This window comes from Flavobacterium plantiphilum (assembly GCF_046000495.1).
GTDB lineage: Bacteria > Bacteroidota > Bacteroidia > Flavobacteriales > Flavobacteriaceae > Flavobacterium > Flavobacterium plantiphilum.
Genome location: NZ_JBELQA010000012.1, coordinates 1 through 19,255, shown reverse-complemented (window position 1 = coordinate 19,255; position 19,255 = coordinate 1). Strand labels below are relative to the sequence as shown.

Annotated in this window: 11 protein-coding genes; 4 read left to right on the top strand and 7 right to left on the bottom strand. The window is 34.4% G+C overall.

The features are described from left to right. Positions 1–309: 309 nt before the first annotated feature. Both ABS764_RS16140 and miaE read right to left on the bottom strand, forming a co-directional pair. Positions 310–3,057 carry an AsmA family protein gene (locus tag ABS764_RS16140; protein WP_408082828.1) on the bottom strand — a complete coding sequence of 916 codons (2,748 nt, stop codon included), beginning with the start codon at positions 3,055–3,057 and terminating at the stop codon, positions 310–312. Between the two features lie 51 nt (positions 3,058–3,108). Continuing rightward, complete coding sequence (gene miaE, locus ABS764_RS16135) at positions 3,109–3,690, bottom strand: tRNA-(ms[2]io[6]A)-hydroxylase (RefSeq protein WP_408082827.1); 582 nt, start codon at positions 3,688–3,690, stop codon at positions 3,109–3,111. Positions 3,691–3,800: 110 nt separating this feature from the next. On the opposite strand from miaE, the gene ABS764_RS16130 reads away from it, so the two are divergent. Continuing rightward, the gene (locus ABS764_RS16130) at positions 3,801–5,042 is read left to right on the top strand and encodes a glycosyltransferase (protein ID WP_408082826.1); all 1,242 of its coding nucleotides are present in this window, start codon (positions 3,801–3,803) and stop codon (positions 5,040–5,042) included. 524 nt (positions 5,043–5,566) lie between these two features. On the opposite strand, the gene ABS764_RS16125 is transcribed toward ABS764_RS16130, so the two are convergent. The 4 genes from ABS764_RS16125 to porV form a co-directional block, all read right to left on the bottom strand. Beyond that, positions 5,567–7,213 carry a pyruvate dehydrogenase complex dihydrolipoamide acetyltransferase gene (locus ABS764_RS16125; protein WP_408082825.1) on the bottom strand — a complete coding sequence of 549 codons (1,647 nt, stop codon included), beginning with the start codon at positions 7,211–7,213 and terminating at the stop codon, positions 5,567–5,569. Positions 7,214–7,225: 12 nt separating this feature from the next. Beyond that, positions 7,226–8,224, bottom strand: a complete 999-nt coding sequence (pdhA, locus tag ABS764_RS16120; protein WP_408082824.1) for a pyruvate dehydrogenase (acetyl-transferring) E1 component subunit alpha — start codon at positions 8,222–8,224, stop codon at positions 7,226–7,228. A 145-nt stretch (positions 8,225–8,369) separates the two neighbouring features. Further along, positions 8,370–8,852 carry a cytidine deaminase gene (locus ABS764_RS16115; protein WP_408082823.1) on the bottom strand — a complete coding sequence of 161 codons (483 nt, stop codon included), beginning with the start codon at positions 8,850–8,852 and terminating at the stop codon, positions 8,370–8,372. A gap of 72 nt (positions 8,853–8,924) precedes the next feature. Then, positions 8,925–10,091: a type IX secretion system outer membrane channel protein PorV gene (gene porV / locus ABS764_RS16110; protein WP_408082822.1), complete on the bottom strand. Its 1,167-nt coding sequence runs from the start codon at positions 10,089–10,091 to the stop codon at positions 8,925–8,927. A 439-nt stretch (positions 10,092–10,530) separates the two neighbouring features. Between porV and gldJ the strand changes: the two genes are divergently transcribed. The 3 genes from gldJ to ABS764_RS16095 all read left to right on the top strand — a co-directional run bounded on the left by gldJ (position 10,531) and on the right by ABS764_RS16095 (position 15,191). Next, positions 10,531–12,201, top strand: coding sequence for a gliding motility lipoprotein GldJ (gene gldJ, locus ABS764_RS16105; RefSeq protein ID WP_408082821.1), 1,671 nt, complete (start codon positions 10,531–10,533; stop codon positions 12,199–12,201). Positions 12,202–12,266: 65 nt separating this feature from the next. Continuing rightward, positions 12,267–13,553 carry a UDP-N-acetylmuramoyl-tripeptide--D-alanyl-D-alanine ligase gene (locus ABS764_RS16100; RefSeq protein WP_408082820.1) on the top strand — a complete coding sequence of 429 codons (1,287 nt, stop codon included), beginning with the start codon at positions 12,267–12,269 and terminating at the stop codon, positions 13,551–13,553. A gap of 84 nt (positions 13,554–13,637) precedes the next feature. Further along, on the top strand, positions 13,638–15,191 hold the full coding sequence (locus ABS764_RS16095) for a glycerol-3-phosphate dehydrogenase/oxidase (protein ID WP_408082819.1): 1,554 nt from the start codon (positions 13,638–13,640) through the stop codon (positions 15,189–15,191). Between the two features lie 58 nt (positions 15,192–15,249). Here ABS764_RS16095 and ABS764_RS16090 read toward each other — a convergent pair whose 3' ends face one another. Further along, positions 15,250–18,828 (bottom strand): LamG-like jellyroll fold domain-containing protein, encoded by a 3,579-nt coding sequence (locus tag ABS764_RS16090; RefSeq protein ID WP_408082818.1) that lies wholly within the window; start codon positions 18,826–18,828, stop codon positions 15,250–15,252. Positions 18,829–19,255 lie beyond the last annotated feature (427 nt).

The window sequence follows — 19,255 nt, the reverse complement described above, 5'->3', positions numbered from 1 at the left end:
GAAAGAAAAGCTAATGGTTTGTACAGTATTGATAAAAATGCAAAAATCAGACCTCTGGCTTTTGGAATAACATTAGGGTGGAATTTTAAATAGTTATATTTATTAAAATCTTGACTGTAAATCATCTTCAAATAAATTTTTGGAACACCTAAAGTTATACTATATAAAACTATAGTATTTGATTATTTCTTCAAATACTGAATAATGTCTAGTTTGAAAAACTCCTTAATTTACTAAGGAGTTTTTTTCTAAATTAAAAAGAGTCATTCCAATTGAAATAACTCTTTAGTTTATCCTTAGACAAACAATTTATTGAATACTATCCTTTGTTTCTTCCAGATCTTCTGATTGTCTTCCAACTTTTATTTTAGGATTGTCTTTATTTCCTGTAATCGTTAAAGGGATTCCAAGGATTCCAAGAGGCGGTAAACCTAATCTCATTTTAAGATTTAATCGTCCGTCTAAGCTGGTGGTTCCTTCAATTCGGGGTCTGAATCCGGCAAATTTAAATTTGAAGCGTTCAATGGTAATAATATTATTTTTAACAGAGCTTTTAATATCTACCTGATTCAGTTCAGGATTTTTAATGCTTTCTTTGTCCGTTTTTTTAGCGACACTGCTAAACATTTTCATTCCATACATTTTGACATTTTTTATCGAAACGACTCCGTTTCCGGATAAAGAAGGGAAAACCGGCTCCATGTTTTGATTCAAGCGTCCTTTAAGCGAATAGTCAAGCGAAATGATTCCTTGCGCTTTTTCGGCGGCACTGGCCATTTCTCTAAATATTTTTACTTCATTATAAGCACGTTTAATGTCAAATTCATTGGCTTTGATTTGATATTCAAAAAGCGCATTTTTAGGGTTGACACTTTTGTAAGTCGCATTCATGGCAACGGTACAACCAATTAAATCAAAACCGGTGTTTAGCATACTGAGTAATCCGTTTTTCATTTTCAGACTTCCTTTGGCATTTTTAAGTGTTAATCCGTTAAAATCTACTTTTTGAGCATTGGCTCTGAAGCGTAAATTTAAATTTGGCGGAACCACAATTACTCCTGTTTCCGTTGTGGTATTGGTGTTTTCTGTCGAAGTTTTGCTTTTCGTTTCAGGAGTTGCTACCGTAGTATTCGACATAAATTCATCTGTATTGATGTATTTTGAACTTAATGAAAAAGAACCGTGTAAAACGCCATCTTTGGCAGCAATAAAGTTAAATACATTTTGCAAATAACCATTAAGTTTAAAGTCAGATTGACCATAAGAAGCTAAGAAAGTATTGAATCGCATTTTATCATTATGGAATTTAAAAATACCTTCTTTAATAAGAAATGTTTTTGGCAAATATTCAGATGCGAATTGTATGTTGCGAATTTCTAATATTCCGCTGTTTTTTAACTTCGAATAATTTCCTTTTTCGGCGTCACTTTGTTTTCCTTTCAAGGCTAAATCAGCTTTGATAAAACCATTAACATCGAGTCCTTTTTGAGAAAAAACCTGATAGATTTTTCCAATATCTAAAGTCCCTTTGGCTTGAATATCATAAATGAGATTGTCAAAATTACTAAGATTGGCTTTTACAAAAACAGGATTTCCTTCAAATGTAAACTGAGCGGGTTGCAACACTACTTTTAAATCATCAAAAGTCCCTTTTGGATTTGAAATAGTAGAAACAATCCCAATGTTAGTGATCGGGTTTGGATAGTATTTTGTCTTCAGAAAACCATTGTTTAAGTTAATAACAGCATTGGTTATTGGAAATATGCCGTTTTTTTTATCAAATTTTCCTTTTGAAGTTCCGTCAGCAATGAGCATTCCTTTTAGCTCAAAATCCGGAATTCCTATCGCCCGATTAAGTTTTTCCAGATCTATCTTAGCATTAAGTGTTGCATCAATATCCAGAATTTCGGTTCCGGTGCTGTATAATTTTGCTTTTAAAGATTCTTTATCAATGTTGAGGGATAGATTCCTTAAATCGACAACAAGCGAATCCGGATTTAAAGAAGGTAATTGCGTATCAAAATTAACATTTAAGTTGGTAATCGTAGTCGGACTTTGATTGTAATTGATACTTCCGTCTTTGATTTTTAAATCCAATTCCAATTTTGGAGCAATATTTTTAGACGCTATATAATTTCCTTTTAGAGATAAAACACAATCTGTTTTTCCGGTTAATTTGGTTTTGTCAAGCCAGTTAATGAACTTTGGAGGAAAAGCAGTGAAAAAATCATGGAGCTTGCTATTGGTTGTTTTCAGGATAAAATCCATTTTGTACCCTTCTTTTAAGAAGTCAAATTTCCCTTTAAAATCAACTATCAGATTGTTTATTTTTAAATCATTTTCCTGAAACACAAACGAGAGCGAGTTCACATTTACTTTAGTAATCAAATCAGCATTTACTTTTTTATTCATCAGATAAGGCTCATTGTCATACAAAAGATTAAACTGTTCAATCTGCGCTTTTGAAGACAAATCAAAAATAGCTTTACTTAAATCACCTTTTCCCAGATAGTTAAAACCGTAAATATCCAAATGAAATTTGGCCGACAAATCATCATAAACAATCTTACTGTTGGTAATCTCTATCTTCTCCAGTTTTAACGAACTATCTTCTTGTTTTTCTGTCGTCTCGGTTTTACCGGATTTATAAACATTATAATTCGCAAATCCTTCTTTATTTACTTTTACGTTAATATCGGCATTTGAAAGATATATTTTATCAATATTTACAGAGTTGCCAAAAATCAAACTAGAAACATTAATACCAAAAGCAATTTCTTTCGCCGTAATTAGATTTTCCTTTTCGTAAGGTGCCGAACCATTTAGTTTAAAATGATTTAAACTTACGGTCAAAGATGGAAAATGCTGAAAAAAAGAAACATTCGATTCTGAATAATCTAAGGTTGCATTTAGTTTTTCATTGGCTACTTTTTTTATTTCTGCATTGATTTTATCTGCAAAAACATAAGGAGCAATAAACATGAAAGCCAATAAAGTGATTAACGTGATTCCTATATATTTTAAAATTTTAAAAAATATAGCTTTTTTGTGAGCCATGAGGAAAAGGTATTTGTGAAATAAAAACAGGAACGTGTTTTGGATTTGACATTATCCGTGTACGGTTTCATTTTTTCCGTAATTGGTAATGATTGAAGTTTCATAATCAATCCATTCTTTCCAGCGTTTGTCAACATTAACATGGTCAGCATACTTTTTAGCAAAGCCTAAAAAAGTGGTATAATGTCCCGCTTCACTAATCATCAAATCGCGATAAAACTTAGCCAATTCCGGATCTTGAATGTTTTCTGAGAGCACTTTAAAACGTTCACAACTTCTGGCTTCAATCATCGCCGAAAAAAGTAACCTTTCACACAAAGCATCATTACGGCTTCCGTCTTTTTTCATGAATTTAAAAAGCTCGTTGACATAACTGTCTTTGCGTTCACGCCCAAAAGTAAGCCCTCTTTCTTTGATAAGATCATGCACCATCTTGAAATGTTCTATCTCTTCCTGAGCAATTAGCATTAAAGCGGTAACCAATTCTTCTTTTTCAGAGTTTTGGGTAATCAGACTTATCGCATTGGAAGCGGCTTTTTGTTCGCACCAGGCATGATCGGTTAAAATTTCTTCGATATTAGATTCTACAATGTTAACCCATCTTGGGTCGGTGGCCAATTTTAATCCTAACATATTGCTCTGTTTTAGTCCTGCAAAATTAATCTTTATTTCAGTTATTTTAATCGAAAGCAGTGAATAACCATTAATTTAGTATTATTTTGTGCCAATAATTTTATGTTACTATGAATGTGATGTCATCACTCTTAATAATTGGTTTTGTATGGCCTGAGCCCAATTCCTCTGCAGCAGGCGGAAGAATGATGCAATTAATCTCTTTATTTCAGGAACAGGATTATAAAATTACTTTTGCCAGTCCGGCTCAGGATAGTGATTTTATGGTAGATTTAAGTCAATATGAAGTTGAAAAAGTTGCTATAGCTTTGAATAATTCCAGCTTTGATGAATTTATCAGGGAGTTACAACCTACTGTAGTTTTATTTGATCGTTTTATGATGGAGGAGCAATTTGGCTGGCGTGTTGCCGAAAATTGTCCGGATGCTTTACGAATTTTAGATACCGAAGATTTGCATTGCTTGCGATTGGCGCGACAAAAAGCATTTAAGAAAAAGCGTGAATTTCAAATTTCAGATTTATTAACCGAAGAAGTAGCCAAACGCGAAATTGCAAGTATTTTAAGATGCGACTTGTCGTTGATGATTTCCGAATATGAAATGGAATTATTGACCAATGTTTTTAAAATTGATAAAAGCTTATTGTATTATTTACCGCTTTTATTAGAATCGAATGCCCTTCCTGATTTGGAAAAATTATCTTCTTTTGAAGAACGAAAGGATTTTGTGTTTATTGGTAATTTTTATCATGAACCCAATTGGAATGCAGTTCAATATTTGAAAGAAAAAATTTGGCCGCTTATTAAAAAGCAAATGCCAGAAGCTGTTTTGAATATTTACGGCGCTTATCCTTCTCAAAAAGTATTGCAATTAAACAACGTAAAAGAAGGTTTTCTAATTCACGGCCGTGCTGAAAAAGCTCAGGAAGTAGTTCAAAAAGCCCGTATGGTTTTAGCTCCTTTGCGTTTTGGTGCGGGAATAAAAGGTAAATTACTAGAAGCCATGGAATGTGGAACGCCAAGTGTGACTACTTCTATTGGAGCCGAATCAATGCTGGGAAATTTCCCTTGGAATGGTTTTGTGGAAGACAATCCGGAATTTTTTGCTGAAAAAGCCGTGCAATTGTATCAGGAAAAAGAAATTTGGCTTCAAGCTCAAAAAAATGGAGTTGCAATAATGAACCAGCGTTATTTAAGGAAGTTGTTTGAAGATGATTTTGCTAAGCAAATTGCCTTTTTACTTTCCAATATAAAGCAACATCGCCTGAATAATTTTATGGGTGAATTGTTGCAGCATCATACTATGAAAAGCACCAAGTATATGTCGAAATGGATTGAGGAGAAGAATAAATAATTTGAAATAATAAATAAAGCATGAATGATTTTATTCAAATAATATTTGGAAGATATTTACTAGAGCTTTTAGGAGCATTAATTAAATATTGTTACTTAAATATAATTAGTTTATTCAAAAACAGCAATTATATACCATTTTTAAAAATATGGTCTCCAAAAGGGAATGTTAATAAACAAAATGAAAACAGTACGTCAAATCATATGTTAGGTGTAATTTTCTTTGCTGTACTTATTTTTCTTTTAGTGATTTTTATGATCTAAATTTTTTATGAGTTTCGATAAAGTATATTAGTATGTATTCTTTTCTTTTTGGAAATAAATTGAGATTAGAATAAATAAAGCAGAAAGTTTGGCTGCATGAGGGATGGAAGCGGCATCCTTTTATGAAATGCAATGGAATAAAAGATACAGCGTACAGCCCGACCGCGCTGTAACGATAGTGGAAGCGGGGGCATGCCAAAAAATAAAAAACCCGTCCCGATAGCTATCGGGACGGGTTTTAGTTTTATACTGAATCAGTAATTATGCAAGCATAGTCACTGGATTTTCAATGTATTGTTTTAATGTTTGTAAGAACTGTGCTCCGGTTGCTCCATCGATAGTACGGTGGTCACAAGCAAGAGATAACATCATCGTGTTACCTACAACGATTTGCCCGTTTTTAACCACTGGTTTCTCAACGATTGCTCCTACTGAAAGGATAGCTGAGTTTGGCTGGTTAATGATAGAGTTGAATTCAGTGATACCAAACATTCCAAGATTAGAAACGGTAAAAGTACTTCCTTCCATTTCTGCAGGTCCTAACTTCTTGTTTTTAGCTCTTCCGGCAAGGTCTCTTACTGAAGCACCAATTTGAGATAAACTCATAGCGTCAGTGAATTTCAATACAGGAACTACTAAGCCGTCTTCAACAGCTACAGCAACTCCAATGTTCACATGGTGATTGATGATGATAGCATCTTCTTTCCACTGAGAGTTGATTTTCGGATGTTTTTTCAATGCTAAAGCACAAGCTTTGATAACCATATCGTTGAAAGATACTTTAGTATCCGGAACACTATTGATTGTAGCTCTTGATTTCATTGCTTCATCCATAGTCACTTCAATTACTAAGTTGTAATGTGGTGCCGTGAATAATGACTCTGATAAACGCTTCGCAATGATTTTACGCATTTGCGAATTTTTAATTTCTTCTGTATATACTTCTCCGGCAGGAACAAAAACTTTTGGTGCAGCAGCGGTTTCTGCTTTAGCAGATGCAGCAGCCTGTGGAGCGGCAGCAGCAGGAGTAAAGTTTTCGATATCACTTTTTACGATACGTCCGTTTTCACCTGAACCTTTAACTTGCGTTAGCTGGATTCCTTTGTCAGAAGCAATTTTCTTTGCTAATGGAGAAGCTAAAATTCTCTTCCCGTCAGCTGGTTCTTCCTGAGCTACCGGAGCTGAAGCGGTTTCAGCAGGAGCAGCTTTAGTTTCTTCAGCAGCCGGAGCAGCTTTAGAAGCTCCACCTGCAACATAATTATCAGCAATTCCGCTGATATCAGTTCCTGCAGGTCCAATGATTGCCAGAAGGCTGTCAACAGGAGCTGTATTTCCTTCTTCAATCCCGATATATAATAAGGTACCTTCATTAAACGACTCAAATTCCATCGTTGCTTTATCTGTTTCGATTTCAGCAAGGATATCACCCTCGGCAACAGTGTCACCTACTTTTTTCAGCCAGGTAGCTACTGTTCCTTCGGTCATAGTATCGCTCAAACGAGGCATAGTTACCACAACAACACCTGCTGGTAATTCAGCAGCTGGTTTAGAAGCTTTAACTTCTTCTTTCTTCTCGTCTTTACTCTCTTCCTTTTTATCTTCACTTGCAGCAGGTTTTTCAGCAGCAGGTGCAGCATCTCCTCCGGATAATAAAGCAGAAATATCTTCGCCTTCATCACCGATAATTGCTAATAAAGAATCTACAGGAGCTGTTTCTCCTTCAGGAATTCCAATATGTAAAAGCGTTCCTTCATTGAAGGATTCGAATTCCATCGTTGCTTTGTCAGTTTCAATTTCAGCAAGAATATCTCCTTCACTAATTTTGTCTCCTACTTTTTTAAGCCAAGTCGCTACTGTTCCTTCGGTCATAGTATCGCTCAAACGAGGCATTGTTACTTTTATCGCCATAATATTTTTATATTATAATTTATGAGGTGTAAATGGATAATCTTCTTGTGCGTATACTACATCATACAATTGCTCAGGTTCCGGATAAGGAGAAGATTCTGCAAAATCAACACATTCCTGAACTAAGTCCTTAACTCTTTGATCAATTGCTTCGATTTCTTCATCGGTAGCATATTTTTTATCTTTAATAATATCCAAAACCTGAGTGATTGGATCTATTTTTTTATACTCTTCTACTTCTTCTTTAGAACGGTATAACTGAGCATCAGACATAGAGTGTCCTCTGTAACGGTATGTTTTCATTTCCAGGAAAGTTGGTCCGTCACCACGGCGTGCTCTTTCGATAGCTTCTGTCATTGCTTCGGCTACTTTTACAGGATTCATTCCGTCAACCGGTCCACAAGGCATTTCGTACCCTAAACCTAATTTCCAGATATCCGTATGATTTGCTGTTCTTTCAACTGAAGTTCCCATTGCATATCCATTGTTTTCAACAATAAATACTACAGGTAATTTCCATAACATTGCCATATTGAAAGCCTCATGTAAAGAACCCTGACGAGCAGCTCCATCACCAAAATAGGTCATTGTAACTCCTCCTGTATTATTGTATTTATCTCCAAAAGCTAATCCGGCACCAACAGGAATCTGACCTCCAACAATACCATGACCACCATAAAAACGATGTTCTTTTGAGAAAATATGCATAGAACCACCCATACCTTTAGAAGTTCCTGTAGCTTTTCCAAGTAATTCAGCCATTACACGTCTGGGATCGACACCCATACCTATTGGCTGAACGTGGTTTCTGTAAGCAGTAATCATTTTGTCTTTGGTTAAATCCATTGCGTGCAATGCTCCTGCAAGTACGGCTTCTTGACCATTGTATAAATGTAGAAAACCTCTAACTTTTTGTTGTATGTATAATGCAGCCAGTTTATCCTCAAACTTTCTCCAAAGCAGCATGTCTTCATACCACTTTAAATATACTTCTTTTGTAACTTCTTTCATCTCAAGTGTTCTTTTACTAAAGTTTTTTATTGTGTGTCAATTAGTACTTTTTTCACAAATTCATTTAAAATGGTCAAATTTGCGAAATGCAAAAATAGGACATTCCATCTAAGAACTAAAATTATAAAGCTAATTTTTAGTTTTATTAGAGCAGTTTTTTGTTAAATAATAAAGGGAGCAGGTTTTTTAAAGATTCTGATTTATATATTTTCCCTTTTTCTCCCATGAAATAAATTTCAATCGGACTCTGTTGTCTGATTTCGTATTCGCCTATAGACTGCCTGCAAGAACCGCAAGGAGTAATTGGCACAGGGATTCCTGTTGCTTTAGGTGCGGCAGTAATTACCATTCTAAGAATTTCCGCTTCCGGAAAATTAGAAACCGCCTGATATAACGCCACTCTTTCAGCGCAAAGCCCCGATGGATAAGCTGCATTTTCCTGATTACTCCCTAAAACAATTTCTCCGTTATCCAAAGCTATCGCCACACCCACTCTGAAATCAGAATAAGGAGCGTAAGCATTTTTTTGAATTTTAACGGCTTGTTCAAACAGAAACTGCACTTCATCAGGCAATTCTTCCGCACTGTGAAAAACAGTAAACTTAGTTGTAATAATGATTTCTTCCATTTTACTCTGGATAAAAAAAATCCAAATTTCATTTAATGGAAATTTGGATTTAGTTATAGTTTTTATTCAAAATTAATATTCTTCGTATTTATCTCCAAAGTTAAATGTCAATGAAAAACGAAGAGTGTTCTCCAGAGGATTTGGAATTTTTGAAGCTGAAAACAGATAAGAAACATCTATTTTTACAGTTGTATATTTAAAACCGGCTCCTAATGTAAAATATCTCAATCCACTTTTATCTATATTTTCATGATGATATCCTACACGCATAGCAAAAGCATCCTGATAAGAATACTCAGCACCTACAGCGTACATAACTTCTTTAAGTTCTTCACCAAAACCATCAGGGGCATCTCCAAAAGATTTAAAAACCCCGGAAACCCAACCAATAGAACGATAATTATCTATATTTTGACTTCTTTCTTCGTCAGTCACTGCACCATCTCCGTTTAAATCCGGATTTTGAGGTGTAGGAACCAGTAATTTATTAAGCTCTACAGTTAATCCCAGCTTATTGTAATCATCAAAAATAAAATCAAAACCAGTTCCTAGTTTCAAATTAGCAGGCAAAAAGTTAGCGCTAATTTCGTCATTATCATAGCTCAGTTTGGGTCCAAGATTCTGAATATTAAAACCGGCTCTCCATCTACCGTTAAATCTATTGTATGCAATCTCTTCAGACTGATAAAAACCGGCCACATCAATTGCAAACGAACTCGCTGCAGTAGCATCTTCAGTACCGGTAGTTACTTTTAAATTGGAACGAATGTATCTGGCACCTACCGCCATGGAAAATCTCTCACTTAATTTTAGAGAATAGGAGCCATCAAGAGCAAACTCGTTTGGTGACACAACAGGAGGATTTACATCAGATGCATCCTGTCTTAATTCAATATCGCCAAAACCAAAATAACGAAGACTTCCAGCAAAAGCACTTCTATCAGAAATTTTATTATAATAAGTAATTTGTCCTAATGAAATATCGTTAGCAAGACCTGTTAAATATGGAGTGTAACTGGCACTAATTCCTTGTTTATCGATTGCAAAAGCATATTTTGCCGGATTCCATTGCTGAGAAAAAGCATCTGATGAAGTAGCCACCCCCATATCTCCCATACCCGCAGCTCTGGCATCTGCAGACACTGTAAGAAAAGGAACTGCAGTGGTAATTATTCTTTCCTGAGCCTGAATCACTGCAATTGAAAACAAAGAAATGGTTAAAAGTATTGTTTTTTTCATTGGTTAATAGAAAATTATTTGAAACAAATATAGTGTTTTATTAAAAAGTTGCAAGTATTTCTGTTTTTAGTTTTTATTGGAATCAGACAATCGTACCACAACTGATTCCTAAACATATAAATCTATATAACTGTTGTTTTCAATTTATATTGTGCTTGTCATTATCCCGTTTTTTATTCCATCTGTTTTTTTATAAAAATCACAATTTAAAAGCAAAAACCTCACAATTTAATTATTTTAAACAGTAGTTTTAACTCTAATTTTTAAAGAAAAGTGTAAAAGCATAAAAAAAAAGCATTAAGTATATGAATAAATAATAAATAGTATAAATTTGCGTTAATTTTGAATAAAAGAAACAGTATATAATTATTTAAATGATATTGCAGGTTAATCGTTAATTATTATATTGCAATGCACAAATATTACCTTAGTAAAGAGTATGAAAGTAAATAAAATTACAGTTTTTCGATTAATGTTGTCAGTGATTGTGGCTATAGGCTTTGCTAGCTGTAGTAAGAAATCAAGTTCTAAAGGAGCCTCAAGAGCAACAGGTTGGAATGTAGACAGTAAAAAAGTTCAAGCTGCTAAAAAACAAGAAGCTGGTCCTGGATTAGTTTTTGTCGAGGGAGGAACTTTTACAATGGGAAGAGTACAGGATGATGTAATGCACGATTGGAATAACACCCCTACTCAACAACACGTTCAGTCTTTTTACATGGACGAAACTGAGGTAACTAATTTTATGTATTTAGAATACTTAGATTGGGTTAAAAATGTATTTTCGCCTACAGATGAAAATTACAAAGATGTCTATAACGGTGTTGTTCCGGATACTCTTGTATGGAGAAACCGATTAGGTTACAATGAAACGATGACTAACAACTACCTAAGACATCCTGCTTATGCCGAATATCCTGTTGTAGGAGTAAATTGGATTCAGGCGGTGGATTTTGCAAAATGGAGAACAGATCGTGTGAATGAAGGAATTTTGGAAAAAAACGGTTATTTGAAAAAAAATTCAAAAACAGAAGATGTAACTGCTGACAATTCTTTTAGTACTGAAGCTTATTTAATGTCTCCATCAACTGCCAGAGGTGGCAGTGAAGAAATTGTATTGCAAAAATCAAAAGGAAGAACAGTAAAATCAAAAGACGGAAGTACATCTGAAGCAAAAGGTGTCTATGCACAACGTTCTTCAGGAATTATTATGCCGGAATACAGATTGCCAACAGAAGCCGAATGGGAATATGCCGCAGCTGCTGATGTAGGTCAAAGAGAATACAATATCTACAAAGGACAAAAGAAATACCCTTGGTCAGGTGAATATACCCGTTCCGGAAAAAGACAAAACAGAGGAGATCAATTAGCTAACTTTAAACAAGGAAATGGTGATTACGGAGGTATTGCAGGATGGTCAGATGATGGTGCCGACATTACAAACGCTGTTAAATCATATCCGGCTAATGATTTTGGACTGTATGATATGGCTGGCAACGTTGCCGAATGGGTAGCAGATGTTTACAGACCAATTATCGATAATGAGGCAAATGATTTCAATTATTTCAGAGGAAATTTATACACTAAAAATAAAATTGGCCCAGACGGAAAAATTGAACTTGTTACTAAAGAAAACATGAAGTATGACACCCTTAGTAACGGAAAAATAATAGCACGTAATCTTCCGGGAGAAATAGCTCAGGTTCCGGTTGATGAACAAGAAACTTATCTAAGACAAAACTTTGACAAAAGCAACAACATCAATTACAGAGATGGTGACAGGCAGTCTTCCAGATACTATAATTTTGGTTCCTCTGAATCAGATAATGAGAAAGAAATTGACAAAATGTATAACTCGCCAAAACACAATGTAACTACAGATAGTTTAGGTAACATGGTTAGAAAGTATGATAAATCCAGTAAGCGAACAACCCTTATCAATGATCAAATCAGAGTATACAAAGGTGGTTCCTGGAGAGACAGAGCTTATTGGTTAGATCCTGCTCAGAGAAGATACTTTCCTCAGGATATGGCTACTGATTATATAGGATTCAGATGTGCTATGTCAAGAGTAGGGCCAAAATCAGATAAGAGAAAAACACCTAGAAATTAATTTATACAACCTATTAGATAAAAGCCCTTTGATTAGGGCTTTTTATTTTTTAAATCACTTTTTATATGAATATCCCTCACATTCATAGTTTATTTTTAAAATCTACAGGAGTTTCAACAGATACCCGAAAAATCCAGAAACAATCAATATTTGTAGCCATCAAAGGAGATCGTTTCGATGCCAATACTTTTGCAGCTGAAGCCTTGGAAAAGGGTGCTTCATATGTAATAATTGACAATGAAGCTTATTATATTGATGACAGAACCATTTTGGTAAAAAACAGTTTAACTGCTTTACAGGAATTAGCTAACTTTCATAGAAACTATTTAAAACTACCCATTATTGCACTGACAGGAAGTAACGGAAAAACAACTACCAAAGAATTAATTAATGTAGTTTTGTCTAAAAAGTACAAAACAAAAGCCACTATTGGTAATTTGAATAATCATATAGGAGTTCCTTTAACCCTGTTATCATTTGATACCAATACCGAAATAGGAATTGTAGAAATGGGAGCTAATCATAAAAAAGAAATCGAATTTCTTTGCGAGATAGCTCAGCCGGATTACGGATATATTACAAATTTTGGAAAAGCACATCTGGAAGGATTTGGCGGTGTAGAAGGTGTTATTGAAGGAAAAAGTGAAATGTATCAGTATCTTTTCAAAAATGAAAAATTAGCTTTCATCAACCTTGAAGATCCTATTCAGGTCGAAAAATCAAAAATTTTGAAGCATTATTCTTTTGGTGTTAATAAAGAAAATGCAAACGTTACAATTTCTGAAATAAAAGCAAATCCATTTGTAGAGATTTTATTTGATTCTATCCGTATTAAAACCCATTTAATAGGTTTGTACAATGCTAATAACGTTAACGCGGCTTTAACAATAGGACAATTCTTTAAAGTAGAAAACGAAGCCATAAAATCAGCATTAGAAAGCTACATACCTGAAAACAACAGATCGCAACTATTAACAAAAGCAAGCAACGAAATTATTCTGGATGCTTATAATGCTAATCCCAGCAGTATGCTGGTTGCGATAACAAACTTTTTACAGCTCGAAAAAGAAAATAAAATCATGATTTTAGGTGACATGTTCGAGTTAGGCTCTTCGACTCATCAAGAACATACAGCTTTGGTCGATTTATTAAAAAATGAAACAAACATCCAATGTTATTTTGTTGGAAAAGCTTTTTATGAATGCCAAATTCAAAAAAATAATTTCCATTTTTATGAAAATTTTGATTCCTTTTCAGCCATTATAAATAAGCAGCGTTTTGAAAACAGCACTCTATTAATTAAAGGTTCCAGAGGAATGGCTTTAGAACGCACTTTAGATTATATCAAATAGTTTTTTCAGAAAAAAAATCGGTTAACAGAAAAATAAATTAACTTTAGCCATACAGTAATTACTGTATGGCTAATTTTTTTTTGTATGAATAGAGATGAAAAGCTCAAACTGCTTCTTAAAAACAATGAATTTGATATTGTAATAATTGGCGGTGGTGCAACGGGTTTAGGCTGTGCAGTTGACGCTGCCAGCAGAGGATACAAAACTTTGCTTTTAGAAAAATATGATTTTGCTAAAGGCACTTCAAGCCGCTCTACTAAATTAATCCACGGAGGTGTTCGTTATTTGGCTCAGGGCAACATCCATTTAGTCAGAGAGGCATTATTAGAAAGAGGCCGAATACTAAGAAATGCTCCTCATGTCTCCCATACCTTGCGATTTATATTACCTGCATATCATTTATGGGACAAATATTATTATGGTTTTGGCTTATGGATTTATGAATTTCTGTCGGCAAAATTTAGCTTGGGGAAAACAAAAATTCTTTCAAAAACAGCAACTTTAAAGGAACTGCCTGATTTAAATTCCGACAAATTAAAAGGAGGAATTTTGTATTATGACGGTCAGTTTGATGACAGCCGATTAGCAATCAATTTAGCACAAACAGCATCGGATTATGGTGCTTTAGTACTTAATTATTGCGGGGTAACTGATTTTATAAAAGAAGAAAATAAGATCATTGGATTGAAAGCGAAAGAGGAGTTCTCAAATCAGGAATTTAGCATTAAATCAAAAATAATTATCAATGCAACAGGAGTGTTTGCTGATACTTTATTACAAAAAGCTGAAGGACATTCTGAAACAACAATGACTCCTTCCCAAGGAATTCATCTGGTTGTAAATAAAGAACATTTTCAAAGTTTGTCGGGAATGCTGATTCCAAAAACCAGTGACGGCAGAGTTTTATTTATCATTCCCTGGCGTAATAAACTATTACTGGGAACTACCGATACTGCTGTTAATCAAATACTTTTAGAACCGAAACCTCTAAAAGAGGAAATTGATTTTATAATCAGTCATTTTAATAAATATGCTGTCAAATCCATTACAAATACTGACATCAGTAGTGTTTTTGTTGGATTACGTCCATTAATAAAGGAAGGTTCCGGTACAAATACGGCTGTTTTATCAAGAGAACATCTTATTCAGATTTATCCTTCCGGTCTTGTAAATGTATCCGGTGGTAAGTGGACTACTTACAGAAATATGGCCGAAGAAACCATCAATAAAGCATTATCACATTCCGGATTAAATTTTGTCAGATGCAAAACAAAACGTTTGAAAATTCATGGTTTTTCCCATCACAAAAATAATTCACATTTAGACATCTATGGTTCAGATTCAGAACTCATTTTACAAATGATGAAAAAAGACTGTTCGTTATCTGAAAAAATACACCCTTCTTATCCCTACACAAAAGCCGAAATTGTCTGGGCTGTTGAAAACGAAATGGCTTTAACAGTGGAAGATGTTTTAGCAAGAAGAACAAGACTACTCTTTCTGGATGCAAAAGCGGCAACCGAAACTACAGACTGTGTCGCAGAAATAATGAGAGCAACATTAGGAAGAAATGAACAATGGAAACAAGAACAAATTATTCTTTTTAAACAATTAGCTCGGAGATATTGGATTAAATAAACTAAAAAAAAGCTCCACTATTTCTAATGGAGCTTTTTGAAACTATTTTTTAAAAAGGTTATTTTATCAATACTTTTACATTATTATTTAAGTCATCACCGGTAATATTTAAAATATAAAGACCCGGAGTATAATTATTATTCAAGCGAATTTTAAAATTTCCTTTACTATTTCCATTACTATTTAACACATTACTAAAGAATACATTCCCAGTTGTATCCATTAAAGTTGCTGTAATATTAGGAGAATTATAAGACGGAATATTAATATTAATCTGCTCTTTTACTGGATTAGGATGAATTGCAATTTCATTGGTAGTTATTCTAAAACTCCACACATTTCCTGTTGTAGTTCCGTAATCATTTATAGCATCTATTCTCCAGTAGTAATATACTCTCGAAGTTAATTCATCCGGCAACTGATACGATAAATTTTCTGAATAAGGAATCTCCACAAGTTTATTAAGATTTTCAGGATCAGTACCAAAATACACTGCGTACTTTGTCGCATCAGTATTCCCTTGCCAGACAAGATTGAAATTCTCGACAGGCAATTCTAAAAAGTAAGAACCATTTTCCGGACTTGGATTAGCTGCTTTTACCGGAGCAGGAGCTGCCTTAGTTGTTACTTCAAGGATTTCACTATAATTAGAAGAGTCGGTATTTTTAGTCGCTTTTAAGCGATAATAATATTTAGTACTATGAACGACCTCTGTATCAGTGTAAGTGATTGTATTTGCTTCAAGGTTTGCTATTGGTTCAAAAGAAACAGTGTCTAACGAACGTTCCAGCACAAAATTAGTTTCATTGTTTGAATTATCTACCCAGTTCAATACTGTAGTAGCTTCGGCTAAAGGTCTGGCAATAGTATTGGTTTCAAATGTAATAGCAGAAGGAGCATTAATAACTGTTGTATTATATATTTCAGCAATTTGCGAAGCAGACAAAGCATAATTAAATATTTTTAATTCATCTAATTTTCCTTTGTACGGTGCTGGCGCTGTTCCTGAAGCCAGTTCAAGCTCACCAATATTCCCAAGTATCAGGTCTGTTGGTTCAGCAATACCTGCTACTCCGGTTTCGCTAAGTTCACTCTGAAGTACACCATTTAAATAAAGTCGTAATTTATGATCAGCTACATCTCTCATGACCACAACATGCTCCCAATTCCCGGTAAAGAATCTTGAACCTACTCCTTTCAATTCTTTTTTAGTGACATCATCATCGATAGCAAAACGCAGTTCTCCACTTTTAAATTCGATATTATAACGTTTTCCTGTTGCTCCGGTATTTGCATTCTTTGTAAAAGAGCCCTTGCATAATAAATAAGCTGAACTTGTTGAACCGGTAGGCAATAATCCAGGTGCCGCTTTCATCCAAAAAGAAATAGAAAACGAGCCATTATTAAAATAAATTTGATCCCTGTTAGGAATACTAGCCATATAACTATTATTATTTGAGGATGAAAAATCAAGCGCTTTATTTGCTTTACCGTCAATTCTTACCGTAGTATTATCAAAATCAAGATCTAATTTACCATTGTTATTAAATTCAGATAAATCAACAATATCATCACCCTCACCGGCATCTTCTCTAAATGGCCAATGTCCTATCATATCAGTTGAAAAATCAGAAATCGTTCTAAAATGCCAAATATCACCTTCTACTGTCCCTTTTGCATTAGTTGCATCTATTCTCCAATAATAATTTGTATCGGAATTTAAACCAGAAACAGTATAAGATGGACTTGCTGCATAATTTACATCTGCTACCTTGTTTAAATTAGATGAATCTGTACCGATATAGACTGTATAAGTTATAGTATTACTACTCCCGGTCCATTTTAATACAAGGCTTCCGTTAGCAGGTTCAGCATAATTAAATTCATTGGTTGGATTTGGATTAGCTGTTTTATTTGGTGCAGAAGGCAAAGCCGGAGTTGTCACTGAATTTACATCACTATAACTCGAAGACTCTACAGCAGTGGTAGCTTTTACACGGTAATAATATTTTGTATTAGGAATTAAATTAGTATCAGTATAGGTAACAGTATTAGAATCTACTATTGCAACCTGTGAAAAAGAAGTTCCATTTGTAGAACGCTCAATTACAAAATTAGTTTCATTGTCGGAATTATCCATCCAATTTAAGATAATCTTACTCGACGGTGCAGGAGTTTCTACTGAACTTGCATTCAAAGTAATGGCAGTAGGAGGAATAACAAAATCAGGAGGAACTGTATTAATCAATCCGTTAATATATACTTCAATATTTAAATACTGAGGAGAAGTTGTGCTAAAAACCAATGCATCAGCCGCACTGTTTTTGTTTAATCCATTGCTGTCTTCCCAGACATCAGGCATTCCGTCATTATCAGTGTCCAAAGGTGCCGGAGCACCATATACATGACCTGCACCACCATTTATAAAACCGAATTGTTTAGTCAAATCAGACTGTACATAAACATAAGTCGCAGCTGTTCCCTTTGACATTAAATCAGAAATCATTAAATTATCAACCTGATCACGTCTTGGATAAGAAGCACCTACACTTGAAACAATCTTATCATATGCATTCTGAGCTGTGAGAGATGTATTTTTAAAAGGATAATCATAAGGAGTTGATAAAATACTCGCTGCATCTCCCGTAGGATATCCTGTTAAATCCTGAGGAACTAAAGTTCCATCTAATACGCCGTTTCTGTTATTATCAAAATAATTCCCCGAACCATACAAAAAGAAATTAGAATTCCCCCTGTTAAAAGGTGTAGAAATAGAAGTACTGGTATTGGGTCCGCCGATGAAATAATTATTTATAATATTTACATCTGAACTTCCCGCAGAGTCACCACCCATGATATAGGCATCACCTGATTCGGTATGTCCATAAGTGTTACCATAGTTCCCCCAGTTGTAAACTACGTTATTTACAAACTCATTAATCCCTTTAATTTTATTATTTCGCGTTTTGTTGCAGATATACAGGTTACCTATTAAACTCACCTTGCCACCTGCAGAAGGCTGTATTAAACCACCTGCCGAATGATTATGACGATGTAAACCTTGTCCAATAATAGAATTCTGAATTGTAATATTATCTGGACTTGTCCCTTTACTATCCCAGTTAATAGAAAACACTTCATCTGTCCCCCATGTAAAAGTCATATGATCAAAAATCATGTTTGCACCATTAGCTAAACCTGATGCATCTTGATTCTGTGAAGTACCACCATAACGAATACGCAGATAACGTGCAATAGTATTGCTAGCTCCTGTAAATGTAACTCTTGGACCTAAAAAAACAATACCTTCTCCGGGAGCAGTCTGACCGGCAATAGTAGTATTTTTAGCAACGACAATTTGGGACTGCAGATTAACTATACCTCCCACTTTAAAAATCACAAAACGACCTTCCTGACTAACAGCATCACGAAATGAACCAGGTCCACTATCATTTAAATTTGTAACTAAGTAAATTTGAGGATTACTGGCTCCTCTTGCTCCGGTTGTATATCTTCCGAATCCCTGAGCTTCTGGAAAGGCTAATGTTTGAGAGTGCAAAGCCTCAGAAGTTAGCACAAGCCCATACAACAATAAAGCTTTTGGTACTTGTTTGAAAAGTAAAGTTTTTAATTTCATAAATAAATAATTTAGGTTGGTTATACCAAAAATATCCATTTAACATTTTATTAGCATCCTGCGCTATCCTGCACTGACAAGTGTACTATTTAAGCTAATTACATTACTTTAAAGAAAATAAAGTTATATCCATGAACAGAAAAATGCCAAGACTTCCCAATACAATAATATCAAACAGTGATTAGAAATATCTTAGCGGGTCTTCCCAAATGACAAAAAGAATTACCCAAACAAATTATAAGTAGATATAAAAGTGACAAAATAAATTTGTAAGAGTAAAGAAGAAAAAAAAACTTGAACCGTAGCAAAGGAGGTTTGTTTTGTGTATCTTTATTTCAAGACAGGATAATTCCAAAACAAAAAATCCCGTTTCTATCGAAACAGGGTTTATAGAATGAAACAAGTTCAGATTAAAGAAAGGCGACGA